The 20,557-nt window shown below is 40.8% G+C and carries 21 protein-coding genes; 9 read left to right on the forward strand and 12 right to left on the reverse strand.

Translation table 11 applies throughout. From position 1 onward, the window contains the following. The first annotated feature begins 108 nt into the window (after positions 1-108). Positions 109-681, forward strand: a complete 573-nt coding sequence (locus ACP5L5_RS07595) for a 50S ribosomal protein L6 (protein WP_428762789.1) — start codon at positions 109-111, stop codon at positions 679-681. 8 nt (positions 682-689) lie between these two features. On the opposite strand, the gene ACP5L5_RS07600 is transcribed toward ACP5L5_RS07595, so the two are convergent. After that, on the reverse strand, positions 690-1,292 hold the full coding sequence (locus ACP5L5_RS07600) for a nucleotidyltransferase (protein WP_428762790.1): 603 nt from the start codon (positions 1,290-1,292) through the stop codon (positions 690-692). A gap of 45 nt (positions 1,293-1,337) precedes the next feature. Between ACP5L5_RS07600 and ACP5L5_RS07605 the strand changes: the two genes are divergently transcribed. Further along, positions 1,338-1,760 carry a hypothetical protein gene (locus tag ACP5L5_RS07605; RefSeq protein WP_013605480.1) on the forward strand — a complete coding sequence of 141 codons (423 nt, stop codon included), beginning with the start codon at positions 1,338-1,340 and terminating at the stop codon, positions 1,758-1,760. Positions 1,761-1,763: 3 nt separating this feature from the next. Here ACP5L5_RS07605 and ACP5L5_RS07610 read toward each other — a convergent pair whose 3' ends face one another. From ACP5L5_RS07610 to ACP5L5_RS07620, 3 genes are all read right to left on the reverse strand, one after another. Further along, positions 1,764-2,864, reverse strand: a complete 1,101-nt coding sequence (locus tag ACP5L5_RS07610; RefSeq protein ID WP_428762792.1) for a DNA primase — start codon at positions 2,862-2,864, stop codon at positions 1,764-1,766. 97 nt (positions 2,865-2,961) lie between these two features. Continuing rightward, the gene (locus ACP5L5_RS07615) at positions 2,962-4,485 is read right to left on the reverse strand and encodes a VWA domain-containing protein (protein ID WP_273304374.1); all 1,524 of its coding nucleotides are present in this window, start codon (positions 4,483-4,485) and stop codon (positions 2,962-2,964) included. A gap of 80 nt (positions 4,486-4,565) precedes the next feature. Continuing rightward, on the reverse strand, positions 4,566-5,567 hold the full coding sequence (locus ACP5L5_RS07620; protein ID WP_013605477.1) for an AAA family ATPase: 1,002 nt from the start codon (positions 5,565-5,567) through the stop codon (positions 4,566-4,568). Positions 5,568-5,700: 133 nt separating this feature from the next. On the opposite strand from ACP5L5_RS07620, the gene ACP5L5_RS07625 reads away from it, so the two are divergent. The 3 genes from ACP5L5_RS07625 to ACP5L5_RS07635 all read left to right on the forward strand — a co-directional run bounded on the left by ACP5L5_RS07625 (position 5,701) and on the right by ACP5L5_RS07635 (position 7,735). Continuing rightward, positions 5,701-6,012: a hypothetical protein gene (locus ACP5L5_RS07625; RefSeq protein WP_013605476.1), complete on the forward strand. Its 312-nt coding sequence runs from the start codon at positions 5,701-5,703 to the stop codon at positions 6,010-6,012. 65 nt (positions 6,013-6,077) lie between these two features. Beyond that, positions 6,078-7,394 (forward strand): Clp1/GlmU family protein, encoded by a 1,317-nt coding sequence (locus ACP5L5_RS07630; protein WP_428762794.1) that lies wholly within the window; start codon positions 6,078-6,080, stop codon positions 7,392-7,394. A gap of 62 nt (positions 7,395-7,456) precedes the next feature. Continuing rightward, entirely contained in the window at positions 7,457-7,735 is a 279-nt protein-coding gene (locus tag ACP5L5_RS07635; protein WP_013605474.1) for an ATP cone domain-containing protein, read from the forward strand. 25 nt (positions 7,736-7,760) lie between these two features. Here ACP5L5_RS07635 and ACP5L5_RS07640 read toward each other — a convergent pair whose 3' ends face one another. Continuing rightward, a complete protein-coding gene (locus tag ACP5L5_RS07640) occupies positions 7,761-8,099 on the reverse strand; it encodes a hypothetical protein (protein ID WP_428762797.1) in 339 nt (112 codons plus the stop codon). Positions 8,100-8,156: 57 nt separating this feature from the next. Between ACP5L5_RS07640 and ACP5L5_RS07645 the strand changes: the two genes are divergently transcribed. Next, on the forward strand, positions 8,157-8,729 hold the full coding sequence (locus tag ACP5L5_RS07645; protein WP_428762799.1) for an ASCH domain-containing protein: 573 nt from the start codon (positions 8,157-8,159) through the stop codon (positions 8,727-8,729). On the opposite strand, the gene ileS is transcribed toward ACP5L5_RS07645, so the two are convergent. Both ileS and surE read right to left on the reverse strand, forming a co-directional pair. Continuing rightward, positions 8,723-11,737: an isoleucine--tRNA ligase gene (gene ileS, locus ACP5L5_RS07650; RefSeq protein ID WP_428762800.1), complete on the reverse strand. Its 3,015-nt coding sequence runs from the start codon at positions 11,735-11,737 to the stop codon at positions 8,723-8,725. The genes ACP5L5_RS07645 and ileS overlap by 7 nt on opposite strands. Before the next feature lie 88 nt (positions 11,738-11,825). Next, positions 11,826-12,650: a 5'/3'-nucleotidase SurE gene (gene surE / locus ACP5L5_RS07655; protein WP_428762802.1), complete on the reverse strand. Its 825-nt coding sequence runs from the start codon at positions 12,648-12,650 to the stop codon at positions 11,826-11,828. Between the two features lie 82 nt (positions 12,651-12,732). Between surE and ACP5L5_RS07660 the strand changes: the two genes are divergently transcribed. The 3 genes from ACP5L5_RS07660 (at position 12,733) to ACP5L5_RS07670 (ending at position 14,872) form a co-directional block, all read left to right on the forward strand. Further along, positions 12,733-13,302, forward strand: coding sequence for an exosome complex RNA-binding protein Csl4 (locus tag ACP5L5_RS07660; RefSeq protein WP_428762803.1), 570 nt, complete (start codon positions 12,733-12,735; stop codon positions 13,300-13,302). Positions 13,303-13,507: 205 nt separating this feature from the next. Continuing rightward, positions 13,508-14,206 (forward strand): B3/B4 domain-containing protein, encoded by a 699-nt coding sequence (locus ACP5L5_RS07665; protein WP_428762804.1) that lies wholly within the window; start codon positions 13,508-13,510, stop codon positions 14,204-14,206. Positions 14,207-14,239: 33 nt separating this feature from the next. After that, positions 14,240-14,872, forward strand: coding sequence for a pyridoxamine 5'-phosphate oxidase family protein (locus ACP5L5_RS07670; RefSeq protein WP_428762805.1), 633 nt, complete (start codon positions 14,240-14,242; stop codon positions 14,870-14,872). Here ACP5L5_RS07670 and ACP5L5_RS07675 read toward each other — a convergent pair. The 5 genes from ACP5L5_RS07675 to nuoB form a co-directional block, all read right to left on the reverse strand. Continuing rightward, complete coding sequence (locus tag ACP5L5_RS07675; protein WP_048057047.1) at positions 14,865-16,190, reverse strand: cyclic 2,3-diphosphoglycerate synthase; 1,326 nt, start codon at positions 16,188-16,190, stop codon at positions 14,865-14,867. The genes ACP5L5_RS07670 and ACP5L5_RS07675 overlap by 8 nt on opposite strands. A gap of 45 nt (positions 16,191-16,235) precedes the next feature. Next, a complete protein-coding gene (locus ACP5L5_RS07680) occupies positions 16,236-16,637 on the reverse strand; it encodes a hypothetical protein (protein WP_428762806.1) in 402 nt (133 codons plus the stop codon). A 59-nt stretch (positions 16,638-16,696) separates the two neighbouring features. Further along, positions 16,697-17,893: a DNA double-strand break repair nuclease NurA gene (locus tag ACP5L5_RS07685; protein WP_428762808.1), complete on the reverse strand. Its 1,197-nt coding sequence runs from the start codon at positions 17,891-17,893 to the stop codon at positions 16,697-16,699. A gap of 181 nt (positions 17,894-18,074) precedes the next feature. Next, positions 18,075-19,352, reverse strand: a complete 1,278-nt coding sequence (locus ACP5L5_RS07690) for an NADH-quinone oxidoreductase subunit D (RefSeq protein WP_428762810.1) — start codon at positions 19,350-19,352, stop codon at positions 18,075-18,077. After that, positions 19,352-20,557, reverse strand: coding sequence for an NADH-quinone oxidoreductase subunit NuoB (gene nuoB / locus ACP5L5_RS07695; protein ID WP_428762811.1), 1,206 nt, complete (start codon positions 20,555-20,557; stop codon positions 19,352-19,354). Before nuoB ends, ACP5L5_RS07690 begins: the two co-directional genes overlap by 1 nt.

A 20,557-nucleotide genomic window follows, 5' to 3' on the forward strand; every position in this document is an offset into this window, starting at 1 on the left:
CTAGCTGATCGTAAGTCACGTGATATCCTAAATATAGGTATATTGTTTACTAATTGATATTAACGATACTAAACGCTTTAATAGGGGTTTAATTGATGATCAACCGATATGGCTAGACAGCCGTACGTGTATGAGGAGGTGGAGGTTCCAGAGGGTGTTAAGGTTGATGTTAGTGGTAGTAAGGTTGTTATTAAGGGCCCATTGGGTACCCTGGAAAGAAACTTCGGTAATATACCAGTTATTATAAGGGCTTCCGATGGCTCTATAATTGTTGAGTCTTACTTTGCTGGTAGGAGTGAGAAGGCTGTCGTTGGTACCGTGGCTGGCCACATTAAGAATATGATCCTTGGAGTTACAAAGGGCTGGAGGTACAAGCTTAAGATTGTGTTCTCCCACTTCCCAATGAATGCCAAGGTTCAGGGTAATCAATTAATTATTGAGAATTTCATGGGTAGGAGATCAAAGATTATGCTCAATATACCCAAGGGTGTTAAGGTGTCAACTACTAAGGATGACATTGTTGTCGAGGGTATTGATAAGGAGATTGTTAGTCAATTTGCGGCAAACGTTGAATTAGCTACAACATTGAGAGGCGAGGAGAGGATTAGTCCCCATGGTCGTGAAGGTGGCCCCGGCGTCTTAGATGGAATCTATGTATATAGTGTCGAGCACATGAAGTAAAATTATCCTTACTCAAGGTATATACCTGATTTCTCGAGTCTTCTTTCAATCGCATCCTTATCATCAACGTAATAATTAATGGCCCTCCTTAAATACTCCCTATCAATACCTACCTTACTCTCTGGATCTGCGAGCACTTCGGCGATCCTTGATAGAAATTCATCGCCCTCCTCACTAGCCTCCCTGGCCTTTAGGACTAATAGGTCCTCAAGCCTTATACTCCTTATTTCAAGACCATTAACCTTAACCTTCACAGCATTTCTTACCATTTCCTCGGGTATGTATATGTCGAGTATGTTCTCCATGAGGTCAACTCTAACTACCTGGGCATCAACTAGGATTTCGTAATACATCATTCCATTCATGTCCATACCAACATCCCAATCATTCTCCCTGGCTATATCCTCAAAAAGCTCTGGTTCCGTTATTGTTGATTTGTTTATGATGAACATGTCTATGTCATGTACGTTCCAATCAATACCATATAGAAGGGGTAACACGGCACTACCTATAAGCATGAACTCAATACTCCTCTTACTTAATTCAGAACCCACCTTTATTAATGCCTTCCTTATTAAATCCACGGTTCCTTTAGATTGATTACTCCCCATGCGTAGACTTTAAATTACCATTTAAATTTAAGTATTTTGCCAAATATGTCTGGAGTATCGTTTAAGGCCGTGGGTATTAGATTCGACTACCTACATGCAGAACGCCTCCAATTAATACCACCGCAAACACAGGTTGCATTTAATGTGAACCTTGTCATTGGGCCTAATGCCGTGACCAGGGGTGATATTGTTGAGATACCCTTTTCATTAGCCGCAAGTTCCAATCCATCCATTGTCAACATATCAATTAGAGGTGCATTAATTATTCAGGGTGACCCAAAGCAACTTGAGGATATTGTGAAGTCCGTGAATTCAGGTAAGTCACCGCAAGTAATTCAGATGATGATTGGTCAATACGTATTCTTTGAGGTAAATCTATTACTCAAGGAACTGGGTATTCCACCGGCAATGCCCATAGTACCTCCACCTCAACAGCAGAGACAGGGTGAGGGAATGATGTATGCGTAGTCATTAACTATGTGCCTGCTGCATTGATTGAAATTTCTTAATTGCCTTAACGGTATACTGCAGTGGGTTTTTAACTCCACAACCCAAGTTGGTTGGGCACAATCCTAGACTATTCATTTCCTGGCAGGATGGAGGCATGTAGAACTTATGTCCACCCCTAAGGCCAGCAATATGCTCTACCTGGTACCTAGTCTTCTTCTCATCAAAATCCGCCACGGTTTTAAATAAATTAACCACATCATCAACACAATCCTCCATTGGCTTGCCCTCAAGGTCATGGCATCTCCTAAGCATGTAGGCTGCGATGGCAAACCTAGCTTGGTGGCTCGGATTACCACCAGTTTTAATTTCGTTAATTATTGAATCCATGCAGGGTGGTGTTAAACCAGTTATTTGGACCTTAACCTTAATAGTGGACCCAGGCTTATACTCCTTAAGTTCCTTCATTCCATTTAGCGCATCAACCAGTGGTCTTGTTTCATCAAGATTCTCAGCAGCTTTACTAATTAACTCAATGACCTTCTTCTCCACAGCCTCCTCCACGAGCCTAACCAAGTCTTTATACGTGATTAATACCCAACCCCTTAATAGGTATCTGTTAACGAGCTTCCAATATGGATCATTCTTAGGCATGTACCTCAAGTAATCCCAAATCCTGACACCCACGTCGAAGGCTAATGCCAGGTTCTCGTCATAAACTTCAAGGTCTCTCAGCCTTACGGCATTGATACCAAATTCCTTAGCAAGGTATATTACACAATCAGGGTCCTCAAGCAGTAATTTACTTGAAAATCTCTTGCTCTCTACATCAGCAAATCTTCTCCATAAGGACTTATCAAGATGCGCAGCTAGCACTACCGCTATGTAATGCGCCAGTAATTCATCCTCGCCAATATCTGGGTCATCTGTTATTGAGTTTTTCATTATTGCTTCGCTGAGTATTTCATAAGCACGCTGAAGCAATTGCTTACCCATTACTGAATCAGCCAAGTCATTAATGTATATCCCCCTTTCACTGGTTATTTCCCTAAATCTTGTGAGACCCTCCTTGCTAAATGGGTATTTCACGATAAAACTCACGTAATCATTAAAGCACCTAAGCACTTAATTCACCAAATTAATAATAACATGTGAGTATATAAAGAAATTTAAGTCAGTAATTCAGCGTATTATGAGATGCATTATCATTAATTTAATGATACTACATACTATGTAGTTTATCCATTATCAATGCCTTGCCCAGGTCGTGTATACTACTTATCTTTATGAAAAGTCCACCGCCAATCTTCGAAAGCCTCATTAACAGTTCATCATCACTATTCTCACCAATGGCTATGGTGGATATGGTCGTGCCATTTCTCCTAAGTCTAACAGCCTCCTTAACACACATGCTTGAGTTAACGGTCCTACCATCAGTTACACAGATAACATGCTTAGAATTACTTTTAGACCTGGTCAATACTTCCCTGGACCTCTCAAGTGCATTTGCTAAATTCGTACCACCACCAGCATATACGTACTTAAGCATATAGTTCATCTGCTGCCAATACCTCCTAACCTGGTGCAACCCCCACAGTACATCAGCCCTGAAGTTAAAGAGTACCATTGCTAACCTATCATTGGTCTTTGAAAGGAATTGTATGTATTGGGAAACAGCATCCTTTGCAATCTCTATCTTGGGCATACCACTACTAAGCTCCCTCATGCTGCCTGATACGTCTAAGCATAGGACGATATCTATGGTCTTAACATTCGCGTACTCCTTAACCACAATGTCCTTATTAGTGAATAGTTTGTGCATCATTGTCTTTCTACTTAGGTTCATAGCTGTCTTTTGCAGATCAACGTCAAAGTAATTATCGCCAACCTTATACTCCCTGACACTGACTACGTATGTTGGGTATTTATCAATGTCCGTAAACCTAACAATCTTTACCTGACCCATACTACTCATGGCATTTCTAACTACATTCCTCAAGGCTTCAAACATTCTCTCCCCATCCTTACTTCTCCTAAAATCTGTAGGCAATAATCCATAGTTTCTTAAGTATGGCTCCATTTTTCTAAGAACCTTGACCTTCTCCACAATGTTAACATAAGGATCTATAAACATGTTTATTAATTGAGCTAGGTTTAGGAAGTTAACCGTTCCAACACCGCCATATAGTATTTCGTATATTGTTGATATTATTGAGTCAAGCTTGGCATCCTTATTACGTTCATCAATATTGGCAATTAATGACCTACTCATAGATAGATCCTGGTTCTCCTCAGCGCTATATTCAGCGCCAAATCCACTACCAACATTATTAGTGCCTCTTTCATAGTTCTCCTCCGTATTCTCACCCTCACTGGTCTCACCATTATTATTAACATTAAAGCCAGCCACTTGCTGCATGGATGGCTCCTCAGTCTCGCTCTGATTCTTCTCAATATCCTCAAAGGCCCTTTCAAAGGCCTCCTCAAGAACTCTCTTCTTATCATCGGGGTTTGATGTTTCCACAGATAAATAGAGGTTCTCAATACCAACTCTAGTAATTGTCTCCTTAAATTTTTCATAATCAACACCACCCTCAATTAGTATCCTCATCATTATGTCATCGGCCGCCGCCTCAAAGCTCCTTATTGAACCTGGCCTAACGACCCTAGAATCTTCCTGCAAGTACTCATAAACCTTACTGAGTACTCTCGTTATCATTTGCGCCGGATCAGCATTTGTACTCAAGCCTTAACCCCATTATGAATATTGTATGCCATATTAAATAACTTACCCATTTAATTACTCATAATTGTTCATAGTGATGGTCATCTCCTTGAATATCTCCTATACATCATTATAGCTTCATCAAACTTACGTGCAAGGTAATCCCTCTTTTCCGTTTCATTGGCGAAGTTTCCACGCACCACATTAACCATATTACTAATGATCTCCTTCTTCAAATCATTTAATGATACCTCCCTACCATCTAGCCATGCCCTCGACATGGCAGTCGTTATTGCATATATTGCCGACCTAATGCTTGGCCCAACTTCTATATTACTATCTTGAGCAACTAGTGTCATGAATGTAGCAGTGACGTCAGTCAATGCATCAGGAGCTTTTAAACCAAGATGCTCCATGTATAGGCTACTCTTCCAGGAAAGGATTGACTTCAGAAGGTCCTTGTCAGGGTATGGTATCTCTACAACCTTCATCCTATCCGCCAACGCCTCACTGAGTTCATAAACGCCCGAGTACTCGGCAGGGTTTGACGTAGCTATTACTAGGAAGTCACTCCTTATCTTGAAGCCCCTGATGAATACGTAGTGCTCCTGGAGAACCTGTAACAGGGCTGCCTGGCTATATGGATTTAACCTATTTATTTCGTCAAGTATTAATATGCCACTGTGAGCCATAACCAAGGGGCCAGGTATATAAGCCAGTGGATGATCAAGACCAGCCTGTAAAGCCACTGCTATATCAATATCGCCTGTTAATTCTGTGGCTGTCATATGACTATGGCATGCAACCTCAATGTAAGGAGGCTCGGAGATATGGATTATATCCGCCAATGATTCAGCCAGTGATGTCTTCCCTATACCCACGGGTCCCATTATGAGCACATGCCTACCCACGGCAAGGCTACTTAGTACGTCCATTGCGATATCATTCAATCCCTTAAGCTCCCTCTCCAACTCCGTAAGTATCTTCTTAACGCCCTTAGTCCTTATAGCATCGGCGATCAACCTATTAACCTGGACTTCCTCCCTCTTAACTAAGTCTGATAGTCGCGGCAATAATGTCATCAAGTCCTTACCTGTTGCCATTCAGTACAAACGCACTTATTGAGCTTTAAATTTTTAGTGCTACATCGTTTTAACTAATTTGCCTATGCATGAGGAGAAAGGTATTAATATCCTTACTCAATAACGCCTTAGTCGTTTCGAAAAGGTGGTTTTGGTGAAATATGGTTACTCGGATGAGGAAGACCTAAATGAGTATGAATTAAAGCGAGAAATAAGGGACCCTAAGCAGCGATGGATTGTTAGGATAATAAGGTCAATGAAGGATTACTATAAGAAATGCCCATACTACGACACAAGGTCTGGCGACTGCTTCATATTATTCAATACTGAGAACAATAAATGCCCAAGGGAGGGTAGGTACGAGGGTTGCCCAATACTTGAGGCATTTCTTGCAAATAGATACGAAGAGCTTAAGAAGAAGGGTAGGCCAATACCGTATGACTTCAGGGATTTAGCTTTATATTAATAATAAAACAACATACCTTTATTGAGTAATCAAGCTTAAATAATTACGTAAGTAATAATTATGCTGTGGATATCCAGGCAGTTGGACCCAATGAATTCTTAAGTATTGACGGACCTGCAAGTATTAGGGTAATGAATGGTAGGTTATATGTATTGGGTGTTGAATATGGCTCAGGGGATTCATTTACTGTTATGAGGGGTAGAAGAATAATTGCTAAGTCATTGAATGATTCTAAGATTGATGTTGTGCTTGGTCCTGAGGGTAAGATTGAGAAGGTAGATGGAAACAACGAAGTCATTGATGTGTGGGATAGGGCATTATCCGCAATACCACTAAGGAACTCCACGATAATAATACTGGGCGCTATGGATGTTGGTAAAACGACCGTGACGACAATCCTAGTAAATAAGGGAGTGAGAGAGAACCTTAGGGTTGGTGTTATTGATGGTGATCCAGGACAAAACGATATTGGACCGCCAACGACAATCTCAGCATCAATAGCAACAAGTTTCATAACGCACTTAACACAGTTGAGGAATTTGAGGTCTGTATTCGTAAAGACAACAAGTATAGAACATGTATGGAATTACGTATTAGATTCAATTTCTAGATTAATCGATGACCTTAAACATAACTATAATGCCGATACCATAGTAATTAATACTGATGGATGGGTTTCTGACTCAATAGCCATAAAGTTTAAACTTGAAATGGTCAAGCGAGCTAATGCGAGCCACATCATCGTGATTAAACGTAATGATGAGGTTGACGGGCTACTCAAGGAATTATCCAGCCTAGCTAGAAATGTTATTGTAATACCATCACCACCAAACGCAAGAATTAGGGATAGGGATGATAGGAAGATAAGGAGAGAAATGGGTTATAGTAAGTATTTAATGCCTTCGAGAGAATTAAGCATAAATCTTAGGGAGAGACCTATCATAAATTTACCATTATTTAATGGGTTGAAGTATGATAACTATATTATAAGTCTCATTAGAAGAAGTCTTAACCTGCCAATACACTATATTGAACAGTGGGGTAATGCCGCAGTGGCCATCGGCAATGTTAAGGAATTCCAAGTTAGGAATCTTGGTGACGTAAATATAGCCATATTACCTGAGAATTGGGAGAGCGGATTATTAGTGGCATTGGAGGATAAGAATAACTATCTTTTGTCATTGGGTATATTACGAAAGATTTACTATAATACTGGTAAAGCAGTGGTATCAGTACATGAGTCGTTCAATAATGAAAATATGATTGATCATATTAGGCTTGGTATGATCAGAGTTAATGATAACTATGAGGAGATAGAGAAGGTCCTCTATATTGGTAAGGTTGAATCATTATTATCCTCACAAATTATACTTAAAAGATGACAATAGTATGGAGAATCATTGAAGGAGAAAGATATTTTAGGCAACTTTTTGCTAAATAATTAATGGTAAATAAGGTAGTTAAGAGGGATGGTTCTGAGGAGGACTTCATAATCGAAAAGATAATAGTTAGTATATTAAAAACAGGGGCGCCAATAGACGCTGCACGAAGAATAGCTAGAAAGATTGAATGTCAATTCATGGACGTGGATAAAGTAACAGCCAAGGACTTAACCAAGGCAATATTGATGGAGCTTAAGAAGGCTAATGAGGATTGGTATAGGAATTGGATAGTCTTTGATAGGGCCGTAAAGCGTAGGTTAACAGAAAAGGAGATAGAGTGAGAATTACCCTTACTTGAACATAAAATCATCTTTTACTTTTACCCCTGGCTTTCCTTTCCTCTCTTATCTTTGCTTCTTTTCCTTTTTCCTTCTCTCTCCTAATGGGCCTTAGACTATTCTCGTAAATCATATTAATCAAAACAATAAATATTGTTGCAATAATCATTATCATTAATGTCCAGGGAATTATACCGAGCGCTAATGGCCCTAATGCACCTGATGAGAATAATTGAGAAATGCTTATGGAGCTTGATGTAATGAATGTATAGCCATGCTTTATCAATATTACGAAGTAGGCAGCTAATCCTATCATTAGACCTGCGTAGGCCGCATTTACGTACTTAACAATATTCCCAAGATTCATTAGGTATACCGCGAATAAACGCTTTTAAAAGTGCTCTCTCCCTCATTAACCGTAAGGATGCGTAGGATTGTTTACCTGGGTAGGCACCTAATGCTTAAGTCGAAGTACCTGGATAAGTTAGATAACGGTAGGTTCACGACAATTAGGCTTGGTATAATTAGACCGAAGTATAGGGAGGTGTTTATTCATAGTGGTGGTATGGTTGTTGCAAGGGCGCGAATAGTGAATGTTCTTTATAAAAGGGTCTCTGAACTAACTGATGAGGATGCCGTGACTGATGGTTTTATTAGTAGAGATTCCTTAATTGATGAATTGAGGAAGATTTATGGCGATGTTTCAAGTAATGATTGGGTTACGATATTAATGCTTGAAGTTACTGATAGGATTGGCCATAGGGATGATGGCTCAGTTGGACTTGGTCCCATTGATATTGCTAGGCTTGCACTTAGGTATAATGTACCAATGAGTGAGGAGGAGAGGAAAATATTACAGGAATTAATTAATGAGGGTAGTATTCGTAAGGCTGCGATTAAGCTATTTGGTTCCTTTAGGGGCAGGGTAATTATTAGGAGAGTTGTTAGAAGAGCACTTAAGCACCTAATTAGTATGGGAGTTATAACTGATTATTGAGTTATGCGTTCTATCCCTATCCTAACCTTCATATCCTCAATGTCCCAATCCATGGTAAATGCGTTTGCTGGCAACTTGCCAATGACTATGTCAATAGCCCTAACCTCATTCATTACGTAATCTCTATATTCACTTATTGCGGACAGTAATTCGTCACTCCCCGTATTCACATAAACCCTTATCCTCTCATCAACCTTAAGGTTAGCCTTAGCCCTCATAGTTTGTATACGCCTAACAATCTCCCTTGCAAGAGCCTCATAATATAGTCTCTTATCCATTGCCTTACTAAGACATATCTCGTAACCCTTACCCTGTGCCCTAACATACTCGCTCTCATTACATTGACCTAATTCATTTACAAATTCTACTTCCTTAACGTTAGCCAGATACTCAAGTAAATGCTTCACCTGCCTAAGCATGTCTAGATCATCACCATCAACTTTAATTACAGCCCTAGCGAGGGGCCACCTTAACTTCACCTTTATCCTATTTCTCATTTCTGCAATATCTGAGAATATCATAAATAATGAATCAAAGGCATTCTCTAGTTTCTCATCTATGTATTTCTCATTTACCCGAGGCATTGATGTCAGGTGTACACTATCTACTTCATTTTTCTCAAACCTCCTTATGAATGAATTCCATAGATATTCGGTTATGTGCGGTACCAATGCCGATCCCATTATCAATACTCCCTTAATTACATAATAAAGAATTGAATATGCCGCGTACTTATCCTCCCTACTCTCCTCAGTCCAAACCCTACGCCTAATTAACCTAATATAGCCATGACTTAAATCATCAACTACTAGACCAACCCACTCCCTAGCAGCCATGTGAAGTTCCATATTATTCATGTAATTGATGAACCTATTCAACCTACTATAGAACCTGCTAAGTATCCATTTGTCCTCAATCAATCCCTTATCCACCAACTCCTCAAGCCTATGCATGGCTGGGTCAAACTTATCAAGGGTCATGTAAGTATCTGCGAATTTAACGATATTCCATAATATTGATAATGTACTCCTAGTCTCCACAATTTCATCTGGATCTACTGACATGGTATCCCAAGGAGAAGACTTAATTAGTAGGTATAGCCTTGTTGGGTCGGCACCCCACTTGTTAAATAAATCCTCAGCCCACACTACATTACCCTTAGACTTGCTCATTTTTTGTCCATACTTATCGACTACATGACCGCTAATTAATATTGATTTATATGGAGCCTTATTCATCCAAAGAACCGAAGTTACTAATAATGAATAGAACCAACCCCTTGTTTGATCTATGGCTTCCGTTACCCAGTCATAGGGATATAACCTATTGAATAATTCCTTATTTCTAAGGCCATCGACGCTGGCTATCCAAGCAACACCACTATCCATCCAAACATCCACGACAAATGGCTCCCTAACCCACTCTTTACAATCCTCAGTCTCTATCTTAACCATATCTATCCACGGCCTATGTATGAGCATGTCAGACGGCACGTTTGGTATAAACCTTGCGTATCTCTTTAATTCATCTAATGAACCTATGACTAGGACCTTACTCGGATCATCCCTACAACGCCACACAGGTAATGGCGTACCCCAAACCCTACTTCTCGATATTGTCCAATCCCTGGCATTAGCAACCCAATTATCGAACCTATCCCTCAGGAAGTCTGGGTATATCTTCACCTTCTTAAGCTCCTCAACAAACCTATCCCTATAAGCGGATACCCTAATGAACCACTGTCTATCAGTTCTGTAAATCAATGGTGTACCACACCTCCAACAATGCGGATATGCATGAGTTATCGTACCATAATGAAGAAGTAAATTCCTTTCCTTCAAATCCCTAATTACTTCCTGGGAAACATCGAGCCAATACTTACCACGGAATTCACCACCGTTCTCATTAAATATCCCATTAATTTCCACAGAATTTGTTATCGGCAAACCATACTTCTTGGCAACCTCAAAATCCTCAGGTCCATGAGCAGGGGCTATATGTACAAGCCCAGTACCGTCCTCAAGAGTTACGAAATCAGCTAAAACAACATAGTGCGCCTTCTCAATGTGACCTGCATGTATTGGTACCTTATCCATATAAATGTGCCTATACCTAGTTCCAGCAAGCTCTGACCCCTTAACCACCTTCACAATTTCATAATCCTTAATACCGAACTTCTCCATTAACCTCGGTACAAGCTCCTCAGCAAGCCATAGATACTCAACCCTACCCTCAATGCTAACCTTAACCAGCGCATAGTTAAAATTTGGATTAACAGCAACAGCCTCATTATCAACTAAAGTCCAGGGTGTTGTGGTCCAAATAACTAGGTAGGTATTGTTGACGCCCTCCACTGGGAATTTAACAAATATTGATGGGTCCTCTCTATCCTCATAGCCCTGGTCAACCTCAGCATCACTAAGTGCGGTCTCACACCTTGGACAGAAGGGCAGTACCCTATAGTCCTCAAACAATAATCCTTTTTCCCAAGCATTCTTTAGGAATGACCAAACATGCTCTATATAATAAGGTCTCCTAGTTTCATAGGCCCTCTCAAGGTCGAGCCAAAGCCCAAGCCTCCTCGTACCAACCTCCCTCCACTTCTCAAGGTAATAATCAACCAGTGAGTTACACTCAAGACTAAACCTATCATAACCAACCTTCTCAATATCTTTCTTAGTCCTAAGCCCAAGCTTCTTCTCAACCTCAATCTCCACGGGAAGCCCCTGCTCATCCCAGCCACCCTGAGCCCAAACCCTATAGCCAAGCAATCTGTGATACCTGAGAACAACGTCCTTATACGTCCTACCCCTAATATGGCCAACGTGTGGAAAGCCATTAGTTGTTGGTGGGCCTTCAAGGAACGTGAACCATTTATCAGTATTTCCAGGACCTTCACGCCATCTTCCCTCGATATTTATATCATGCCAATACTGCCTAACTACTTCCTCGATCCTTTTTACATCGAACTGAACCTCCAGTGTGAATCGTGAATCAATAATGGACACCCATCACAAACTATGTTGAGTATTTAAAAATTTCACGCAATATTATTAATGTTAATGCGCCATTGATATTGCGGTCCATAGCACCACGTTATTTTCCATTTAAACTATTTTTAATGGCATTATTGAGATCATCAATAAGACCATTAAGCACCTTAAGGTCGGTATACGTATGCGGTCCCAGAGCATTCATATCAAGTGTTAATGGAGTCAATGCTATGTTGTTCTCCTTATGAACAACATACGTATCACTGTCAGGTTCAGGCTCTATTAGTGAACCAAAAAGCCAATAATACTTGTTTCCCCTGGGATCAATCCTTACATCAACCTTCTCAGAGAATTTTAACTTTGAAGCCCTAACAAGTTTAACCTTAACGTCCTTACTTATGGCCCTTGGAAAGTTTATGCTTATTACATCAACACCCCTGGGCATGCCATTTCTCAATATGAACATTGTTGATTCTCTAACTACAGCCCTCAAAATCGGTACTAACTCCTCATTGTTTTCAAGCTCATCACTACTTTCAACATCAACAGAATACGCTATTGCTGGAATACCAAGCAATGCTGCTTGGAATGCAGCGCCCAATGTACCTGAAGATAGTATGACTTGCATTGATGTATTATCACCAACATTTATACCGGAGAGAACAAGGTCAACATTACCCGTTATCTCAAGCGCCGCTAAATATATTGTATCTGATGGAGTACCCGATGTTGCATAAACCTCAAACCCACATAAATCCACTCTAGAAACCCTGAGAGGCTTATGCAGCGTTATGCCAAGTCCTGAGGCGGACTTTGGCGTTTCAGGGGCAACAACATAGACATCACCCAAATCCTTAACGTATTCATAAAGCATCCTAAGTCCTGGGCTGTATATACCATCATCGTTTGTTACGAGTATCCTAACCACAAGGTCCTTGATTTTAAAGGTTTATAAAGGGTTTCGTGCTCAGTAATCAAGGACTATAATAGGACTAAGTGGTGAATAAACCATGGATAAAGAAATAGTTGCACCGGGAGATGTTATAGGTGTCGCTGAGGAATATTTACCTGGGGAGAATGTTGAAGTTGATACGGATGGTAAGTTGAGGGCTCAGGTTATGGGTATTGTAGTTAGGAATGAGCGGGACCATGTAGTTAGCGTTAAACCCTTAAGAAGCAGTAATTCATTATTAAGGGTAAACGATGTCGTTTATGGCAGAGTCATAGCAATACCAAATGATAGGGTTGTTATTGTGAAGATAATTGGTGTTGAGAATAATGGCGGCAAGATGGCGTTGAAGGATGATGTGACGGGCATAATACCGCCATCCCAATTACTAAATGGTAAGTCAAGTAACGCCAGTGAAATACTTGGAATTGGTGACATAATTAGAGCTAGAGTAATATCTAGGGATCCGCCATATACGTTAACCCTAAGGGATGCGCAACTTGGTGTTGTTTATGCAAGATGCCCTAGATGCGGTCATGCATTGAAATTAAAAGGCAATGATTTGTTGCAATGCCCCAATTGTGGTGCTGTGGTTAGGCGTAAGGTTAGCCTTATTGAATACTGGATATGAGATCAGCCGTAATACCACTCCTCATAATGTCAGGGGTCGAGGTGCTCATCACTAACACGCGAACATAATTAAGGTAGGTATTAAAAATTTCTTTAAGCAATGATGAAGCAGAGTGATGAAGACTGGTATTTCTGAATAATGAGGAGTGGCACCAGAGCTGATTTATTGGTAAAAATTTAATATCAAAATATTGTTATGGAATCGCGTGAAACTCTCAATAGATACTAAGCTCAGGGGTAAGGTCTTTGTTGGTGTAGGCATAGTCAGTAATGTAATTAATAATGATTACCCAAGCGAATTACTGGCTACCATTAACAATACTATCGAGGATGTTAGGTCTAAGTACAGTCTTGATAAGCTTAAGGATGACCCTATAATCAGGTTTTATAGGGATTTTTATTGGCATGAACTTGGTATAGACCCAACTAAGCAACGACCAGCCCAGGAGGCACTGCTTAGAAGGATTCTCAGGGGTGAGGACTTGCCAAGGATTAATCCAGTGGTTGATATTGGGAATGCAGCAAGCATAAAGTACTTAGTACCAATTGGGCTTTATGATATTGATAGTTTTGGTGGTAAGGATCTCATCATACGATATGCACGGGATGGAGAGACCTTTAATCCAATTGGTTCACCTAAAAGGACCCTAAGCAATAATCAAATTATACTATCGACAATAGATGGCTTAATACTACATGTTTATCCATATAGGGATTCTGAAATTACGAAGATAAGGACTGAAACAAAAAATGTATTAATAATTACCGCAGGTGTACCTGGCATTGATGATGAGAGACTCCTTGACTCCGTGCAATTCATAATCGACCTGACGACCAGGTATTTAGAAGGAGTTATCCATGCTAGACCTGTCGTAGTTAGGGATGAGGAGAATTTATCATTATGATAATCCTTAATTAGTAAATAGTTTTAACATTGTGTGGACATCCGTAAGGTTAAAGTCGTTAGATACAGCGAGAGGGCTTCTTATGATAGGGATGAACTCATGAAAATACTGAGTAGAAACTTCATATGTCATGTTGGATTTATAGATGAGGGTGAGCCATATGTAATACCAATGCTTTATGTTAATGATGACCAGTACATTTACATGCATGGATCACCTGATAGTAGATTGATTAAGATAATAGGTGGTGGATCACCAATAGTTATTGCTGTGACGGAAATCCATGGGATAGTCCTCTCAAGTGATCTATGTAATAACTCAATTAATTACGCATCAGTTATTGTATATGGTAGGGGGTCATTCGTTAATGAACCAGCTGAAAAACTTCGTGTATTTCAATTAATAATTAATAGGTTAGTACCTGGAAGAATAGGCGATACTGACTTACCGACAATTGATGAGTTGAATTCAGTGGCTGTTGTCAAGGTTAAGATTGAGGATTTCGCAATCAAGAAGAGGGAGGGAGGACCCAAAATTAGTAGCGATAAGCATTGGGAAGGCGTAATACCAATAGTAATTAATTATGGAAAACTAATAAGCATGAACAATAAACCAATACCAAGGTATTTAATGGACTTAGTCATGAACCATCAACAAATTACTTAAGTCTCACTCGCTCAAGGAATTCATCAATTAACTGACCTACTGTTGGCCCTTCAAGAACCTTAAGTCTCCATTTAGCCCTAACTATTGGCTTATCAATCTTAACAACATCCTCAATGTGAGCTGGAGTACCCATAATGACTACGTCAGCTGGTATCCTCCTTATGGTCTCCTCTAAATCCCTTATTTGCTCTGGAGTATAGCCTAGGCTTGGTAGTACTGACCCCATGTGCGTATACTTGGCGTAGGTCTCCTTTATTATGCCCACAGCGTACGGTTTTGGATCTACTATCTCAGCATTATACTTCTTGGCTGCTATGTACCCTGCCGCGTATGGTAAACCTCCATGAGTGACCGTTGGCGCATCCTCAATAACAATCACCCTCTTACCTGATACTTCATTCGGATTATCCAGGTAAACCTCAAGATCAGCCTGCGTAATTGATGCTCCTTGATTAACGGCTTTAATATTATTGATTATTGTCCTAACATTATCAGGAGTTGAATCAGACACCTTCGTTATTATTATTGAATTGGCCAACCTAGTATTTACCTCACCAGGGAAGCTGCCGACCTCATGCCCTGGTCTCCTGGCATCAGTAACCGTTATTAAGTAATCAGTGTAGTAGAATGGGAAATCGTTATTACCACCATCCCATAGTATTACGTCTGCCATGGTCTCTGCCTCATTGAGTATCATCTCATAATCAACACCAGCAAGTACGGGTACACCGATCTCAATATAATGTTCATACTCCTCCCTTTCCTCAAACGTTATTTTCATCAAGTCCTGCTTTGTCTTAAATATCTGAACAAGCATATCATCGGGATTCATATAAATCATGGGATGCCTTATTGACGCGACCCTTAGTCCTCTCCTAAGGAGTTCTACTGTTACCTCATGGGAAACCGTTGATTTACCAGCACCTGTTCTAGTAGCAACAACACCTATCATTGGCTTGGAGGACTTTATCATGGTATCCCTCGGACCAAGAATCCTAAAGCTTGCACCACTTGCTAAAATAATACTTATTATTTTACCGACATCATTATAAAGTAAATCACTATATGCTAAGATAACCTCATCAGCACCCAAGTCTCTAATTAACCGGTTTAAATCCTCGAGATCCTTAAGTCCAACTAGGGGTATACCGCCTGGTTGATAGAGATCTCCTGAACCCTTTATGTAACGCTTACCACCAATACCTGGTATCTGAACCTGGGCGACAGCCACAACCTTATACTCTGGGTTATGCCTGAAGTACATGTTGAATACATGTAGGTCTCGACCGCCCGCACCCAGTATTATTACCCTCCGCAACGAGTAATCACCATTCCTTTAGGCAATACCACTGCTATTTAACATTTACCTAATGTTCATTAAGCAAGGACAATTTCCTAGACCCTCAATAATACTTCTTGATAATGAAATTTCAGTACCATCATTGAACACGAACGTTACGAATGACTGCTCATTACGCACAGTAATTAATTCACTCCATGGGTAGAAAATATCAACGGGCTTTACATAGATTCCTTCTTCATAAATGACATAGTTATCCATACTTAATAACTGCGATCCCCATATGCTTAATAATTTCCTATTTATTATTCTATTGATGATTATGACTAGGACAAGAAGTGTAAGTATTATGATTGGTGCAAAAATCGGTTGAACGAATCTAATACCCACTACTGCAGCTATTGCCAAAGGTATGAATATAGCCACCTTAATTATCAAGCCTCTCATTCTAATTCCAATCCTCATTAACATAGAACAATTAAATTAGTGGTATTAAAATATAGCCTGCCATTATGTTAGGGCAATTAAGCCTCAAGCCTCCTCACTAGGTAAGCCTTTTGTGGATTAGTTAATTGAAGCATTGTCAACAGGGCTGGGTTTAAATCCTTTGAACCCTTAATTATTAGGCTCCTTACGTAATCCAGTATTTTGGGGTCAAGCCTTACATACTCATCAACCCTATCAAGTAGGAAGGGGTAGCCTGTATCTGTTGTTTGGGACTCAAGATAAGTAACTATGTCGTCAATACTTATCTTATTACCTGGATTAAAGACCTCAAGCTTAACTGCAGGTGCGCCATTACGTGGCTTGTAAAACACCACGTATATCTCCCTAAGCATTCTTAACCCTGAATGACTAGACCCACTGAAAACCTGCTCAAGGTTCATTAAACCCTCATTAAGCCTTCTATTCATTAATTCCTTAACATTATCACAACCTGTGCCTTTGCACCTCTTTCTTAGCTCGCAATCACTATAGTTTATTTGAACCCATGATGGAAGAATATCACCATAACTACCCAACACCATGTACTCACCATTATTTAGGACTAGGCTTGCAATGAGCTTGTCATTCATTGGTAAGCACTCATTAGTCAGTATTGATAGGAACCTTGACCTAACCCTCTTAACAACACCAATTAATGGTACACCAGTCTTTAATGCTAAGTCCAGTAAATCGCCAATTATACTCGTTACACGGGCAAGTACACCACCCTCAACAGGTAGATTATATGGCAACGGATGCATTGGTATTTCACCATCAAGAATAACCAGGTCAACCTCCTTCCTGCCCCGGGCCTTATTACGAAGAAGCCTAATCGCCAACTCCCTTTCCCTGACCTGGGCTCTCCTCGTAATTACTCTCTCAAACTCACCGACATCCTCAAAAACAACCTCACCAGTCATGTACCTATCATAAGAACCATTAAGATAACCAACATAGCCGTAAGAGAGGACTGTCATGACGCCGCCAACGAGCTCGAGAGGTGGCGTTGGGTAACTCGAGTCAATTGCGTAGGCATTGAAAGCCCTTGTTAATGAACCAATGCTCTTAATTAATCCTCTATCCTCAATAACCTTCCTCAAATCACGGACCAGGGCAAGTACCTGTGAATCAACGCCTTCATCAAGCATTTTCTTAACATCAGATTGTATGGAAAGTAGTAATGGAGGTTCAATCCAAAACTCAATGTCTCCAGGTCCATAATCACTGGGTAACATCTAGAAAATAAACACAGAGAGGTATATAAAGCACTAATGAGCAAGAGTGAGTGGTAGTTGTAACTATTTCCTGGGCATTATTATTCCCTCCCTACTTTATTAGTATTGTGAAAGTCCTGCCTTGAGGACTACTCATAGTCTTTAGTGTAAATGGCTGGTTTAATTCCGTTTATCTATCGGCTTATCTATCGGCCTCTGGCGGGAAGTAACCGAAGCTTCCGTATATGGCCGGTACATCTGCTAACCTATAGCCCTTTAGCGACTCCATGAATCCCCTGAGCAGTAGCCATGATGGTGTGACCATCCTTAATCTATACGGCACGTTGCTGTGCCCGTCAGATATTAATGTGAATAGTAGTAGTCCTCTCGAGGCTTCCGTCAATGTCGTTGCCTCGCCGGCGCTTGGTGTTAGTCCCACATGTGTCTTTGTTAGGAATGTCCTAATGTCCTTGGCTGCCTGCGGCCTATCCTTCGGCGGTATTCTCGATAGTAGTTTCTCACTAATTATTGGTGTGTCTGGTATGTTCTTAACCGCCTGCCTAATTATCTTAATACTCTGCCTAATCTCCTCAACCCTAACCAGGAACCTCGAGTATGAATCACCCTCATCAGCCACCGGTATATCCCACTCAAACTCATTATATACCTCATAGGGCTCTACCTTCCTAACATCATACTCAACACCAGATGCCCTAAGGAACGGACCAACTAAGCCGTACTTAATTGCCTCCTCCTTTGTTAGTACGCCAACCTCCTTAAGCCTATGTATCGTCACTGGATTCTTAACGAATATTGATCCCATATCATTCATCTTCCTCTCCAGGTAATTCGTCAATTCATAAACAAAGTTAAGGACCTCGGGCTTAACATCCCACCTAACACCACCAGGCACGGTATAACTAAGTGTTGTTCTCGCGCCCGTAATTCTTATGAAAGCCTCATTGATCACATCCCTGAGCCCAAAGGCCCACATATAGCCTGTACTATGACCAATGAACACGGCGAGTATTCCAGTATCGTATAGGTGCGTGGCTATCCTACTTAACTCAGCCAGTATTACCCTAATGTACTGGGCCCTCTTTGGCACGTCAAGGTCAGCCAATTTCTCCACTGCACGTGAATAACCAAGATCGAAATTAGCCGAGTCCTGAATAGTAGGCCTCTCGATAAGAGGTATGACGTGTATGTACAACCTAGTTTCAGCCAATTTCTCCACACCCCTATGAACATAACCTGGATCTGGTATTGCATCAACCACATAGTCACCCTTGAGCCTCAGTATAATCCTCATGTGACCACTACCTGGATGCTGAGGACCGATGAAGACTAGATACTCATCGCTCCTGTAGGCCTCTTCAACATACTCCTTAGGTATCGGCACAAAATTCCTGATAAATTCCTCAGGAATCTCCATCTTAACTGGTAATTCTACGTATTTTTCATTATCGCCCATACTCATCACCTACTGGTACCACTCTCTTCCTTCTTGCTTTCAGCTGGCTTCTCCTGAACAGGCTTTGACTGTGACGCAGCGGCTTGGTCTGGCTTTTGTGATACTGCTGGTTTTGGTTGTGGCGGTGCTATGGGTAGACCTGGAAACTCCCTATCAATAATGTAAAACTCCCTAACTATTGGTACATCCTTCCTAAGTGGAAACTTAACTGGCGTATCTGGATCCAGTAAGAAGTTCTTACCCATCCATGGATTACCCTCAAACAAAACACCAAAGAAGTCATACATCTCACGCTCCATGTAATCCGCACTAGGCCAAACATCGATTAGACTCTGTACTCTGGGGCTATCCCTTGAAATTTCTGTTGTTAATGACACGAGTACAGGCATCAACTCCTTTTTACTGTAGCTCGAGACCCAGTACTCTACGTAAAACTTATTCTCGTGTGGTGCATCGATTATGTTAACTGATTTTACATGATCAAAGCCAAGCTTTGATAATGACAATGCGGCATCCTTTAACTTATTGGGCTCTGTATCAACGCATATTCTATTAACGTCAGTTACAATGATTTTCTTAGCTGATTCCTTGAGTGTGGGCATTAATTGATTGTTTATTAATTCATACCCAAAGGGCCACTCAACTTTCTTTTCCTGGCAAACCGGTATATGCGGATTAGGGGTTATCCTATGTGGTGGGTTTGGTGCGGGTTGTTTTGTTGGTGTTGGTGTGAAGATCTTTGTTAGGTCAATGGTCTTTGGCTTAACATTGGCCTTAGCCTCTCCTGTCTCTATCTTTCTCTGAACAGTCCTAATCATCTGAATAACGGCTTCAGGTGTTGGTGGGCAACCGATGGCGTATGCATCAACTGGCACGATTTTATTAACCGGAACTGCATGATAACTATTCCAGAATATACCGCCCTCAGCGGCGCAGGAGCCCATGGCAATCACGTACTTGGGATCACTCATTTGCTCCCAAATGTACCTAAGGACCCTTGCCATTTTGAAGGATATCGTACCCTCAACAAGGATTAGGTTAGTCTGCCTTGGTGCATGCCATGGTAATGAACCAAGCCTCTCCGCGTCATATGTTGGGTTCCAGGTATGTGCCATCTCAACACCGCAACACGCCGTTACGAGGTGGACAGGCCATAGGGAATACTTCGTACCCCACTTCTTGTAGGGTTCTAAATATTTGTCAAGTGACAT

The sequence above is a fragment of the Vulcanisaeta sp. genome (assembly GCF_049966235.1).
In the GTDB taxonomy this organism is placed as follows: Archaea; Thermoproteota; Thermoprotei; order Thermoproteales; family Thermocladiaceae; genus Vulcanisaeta; species Vulcanisaeta moutnovskia.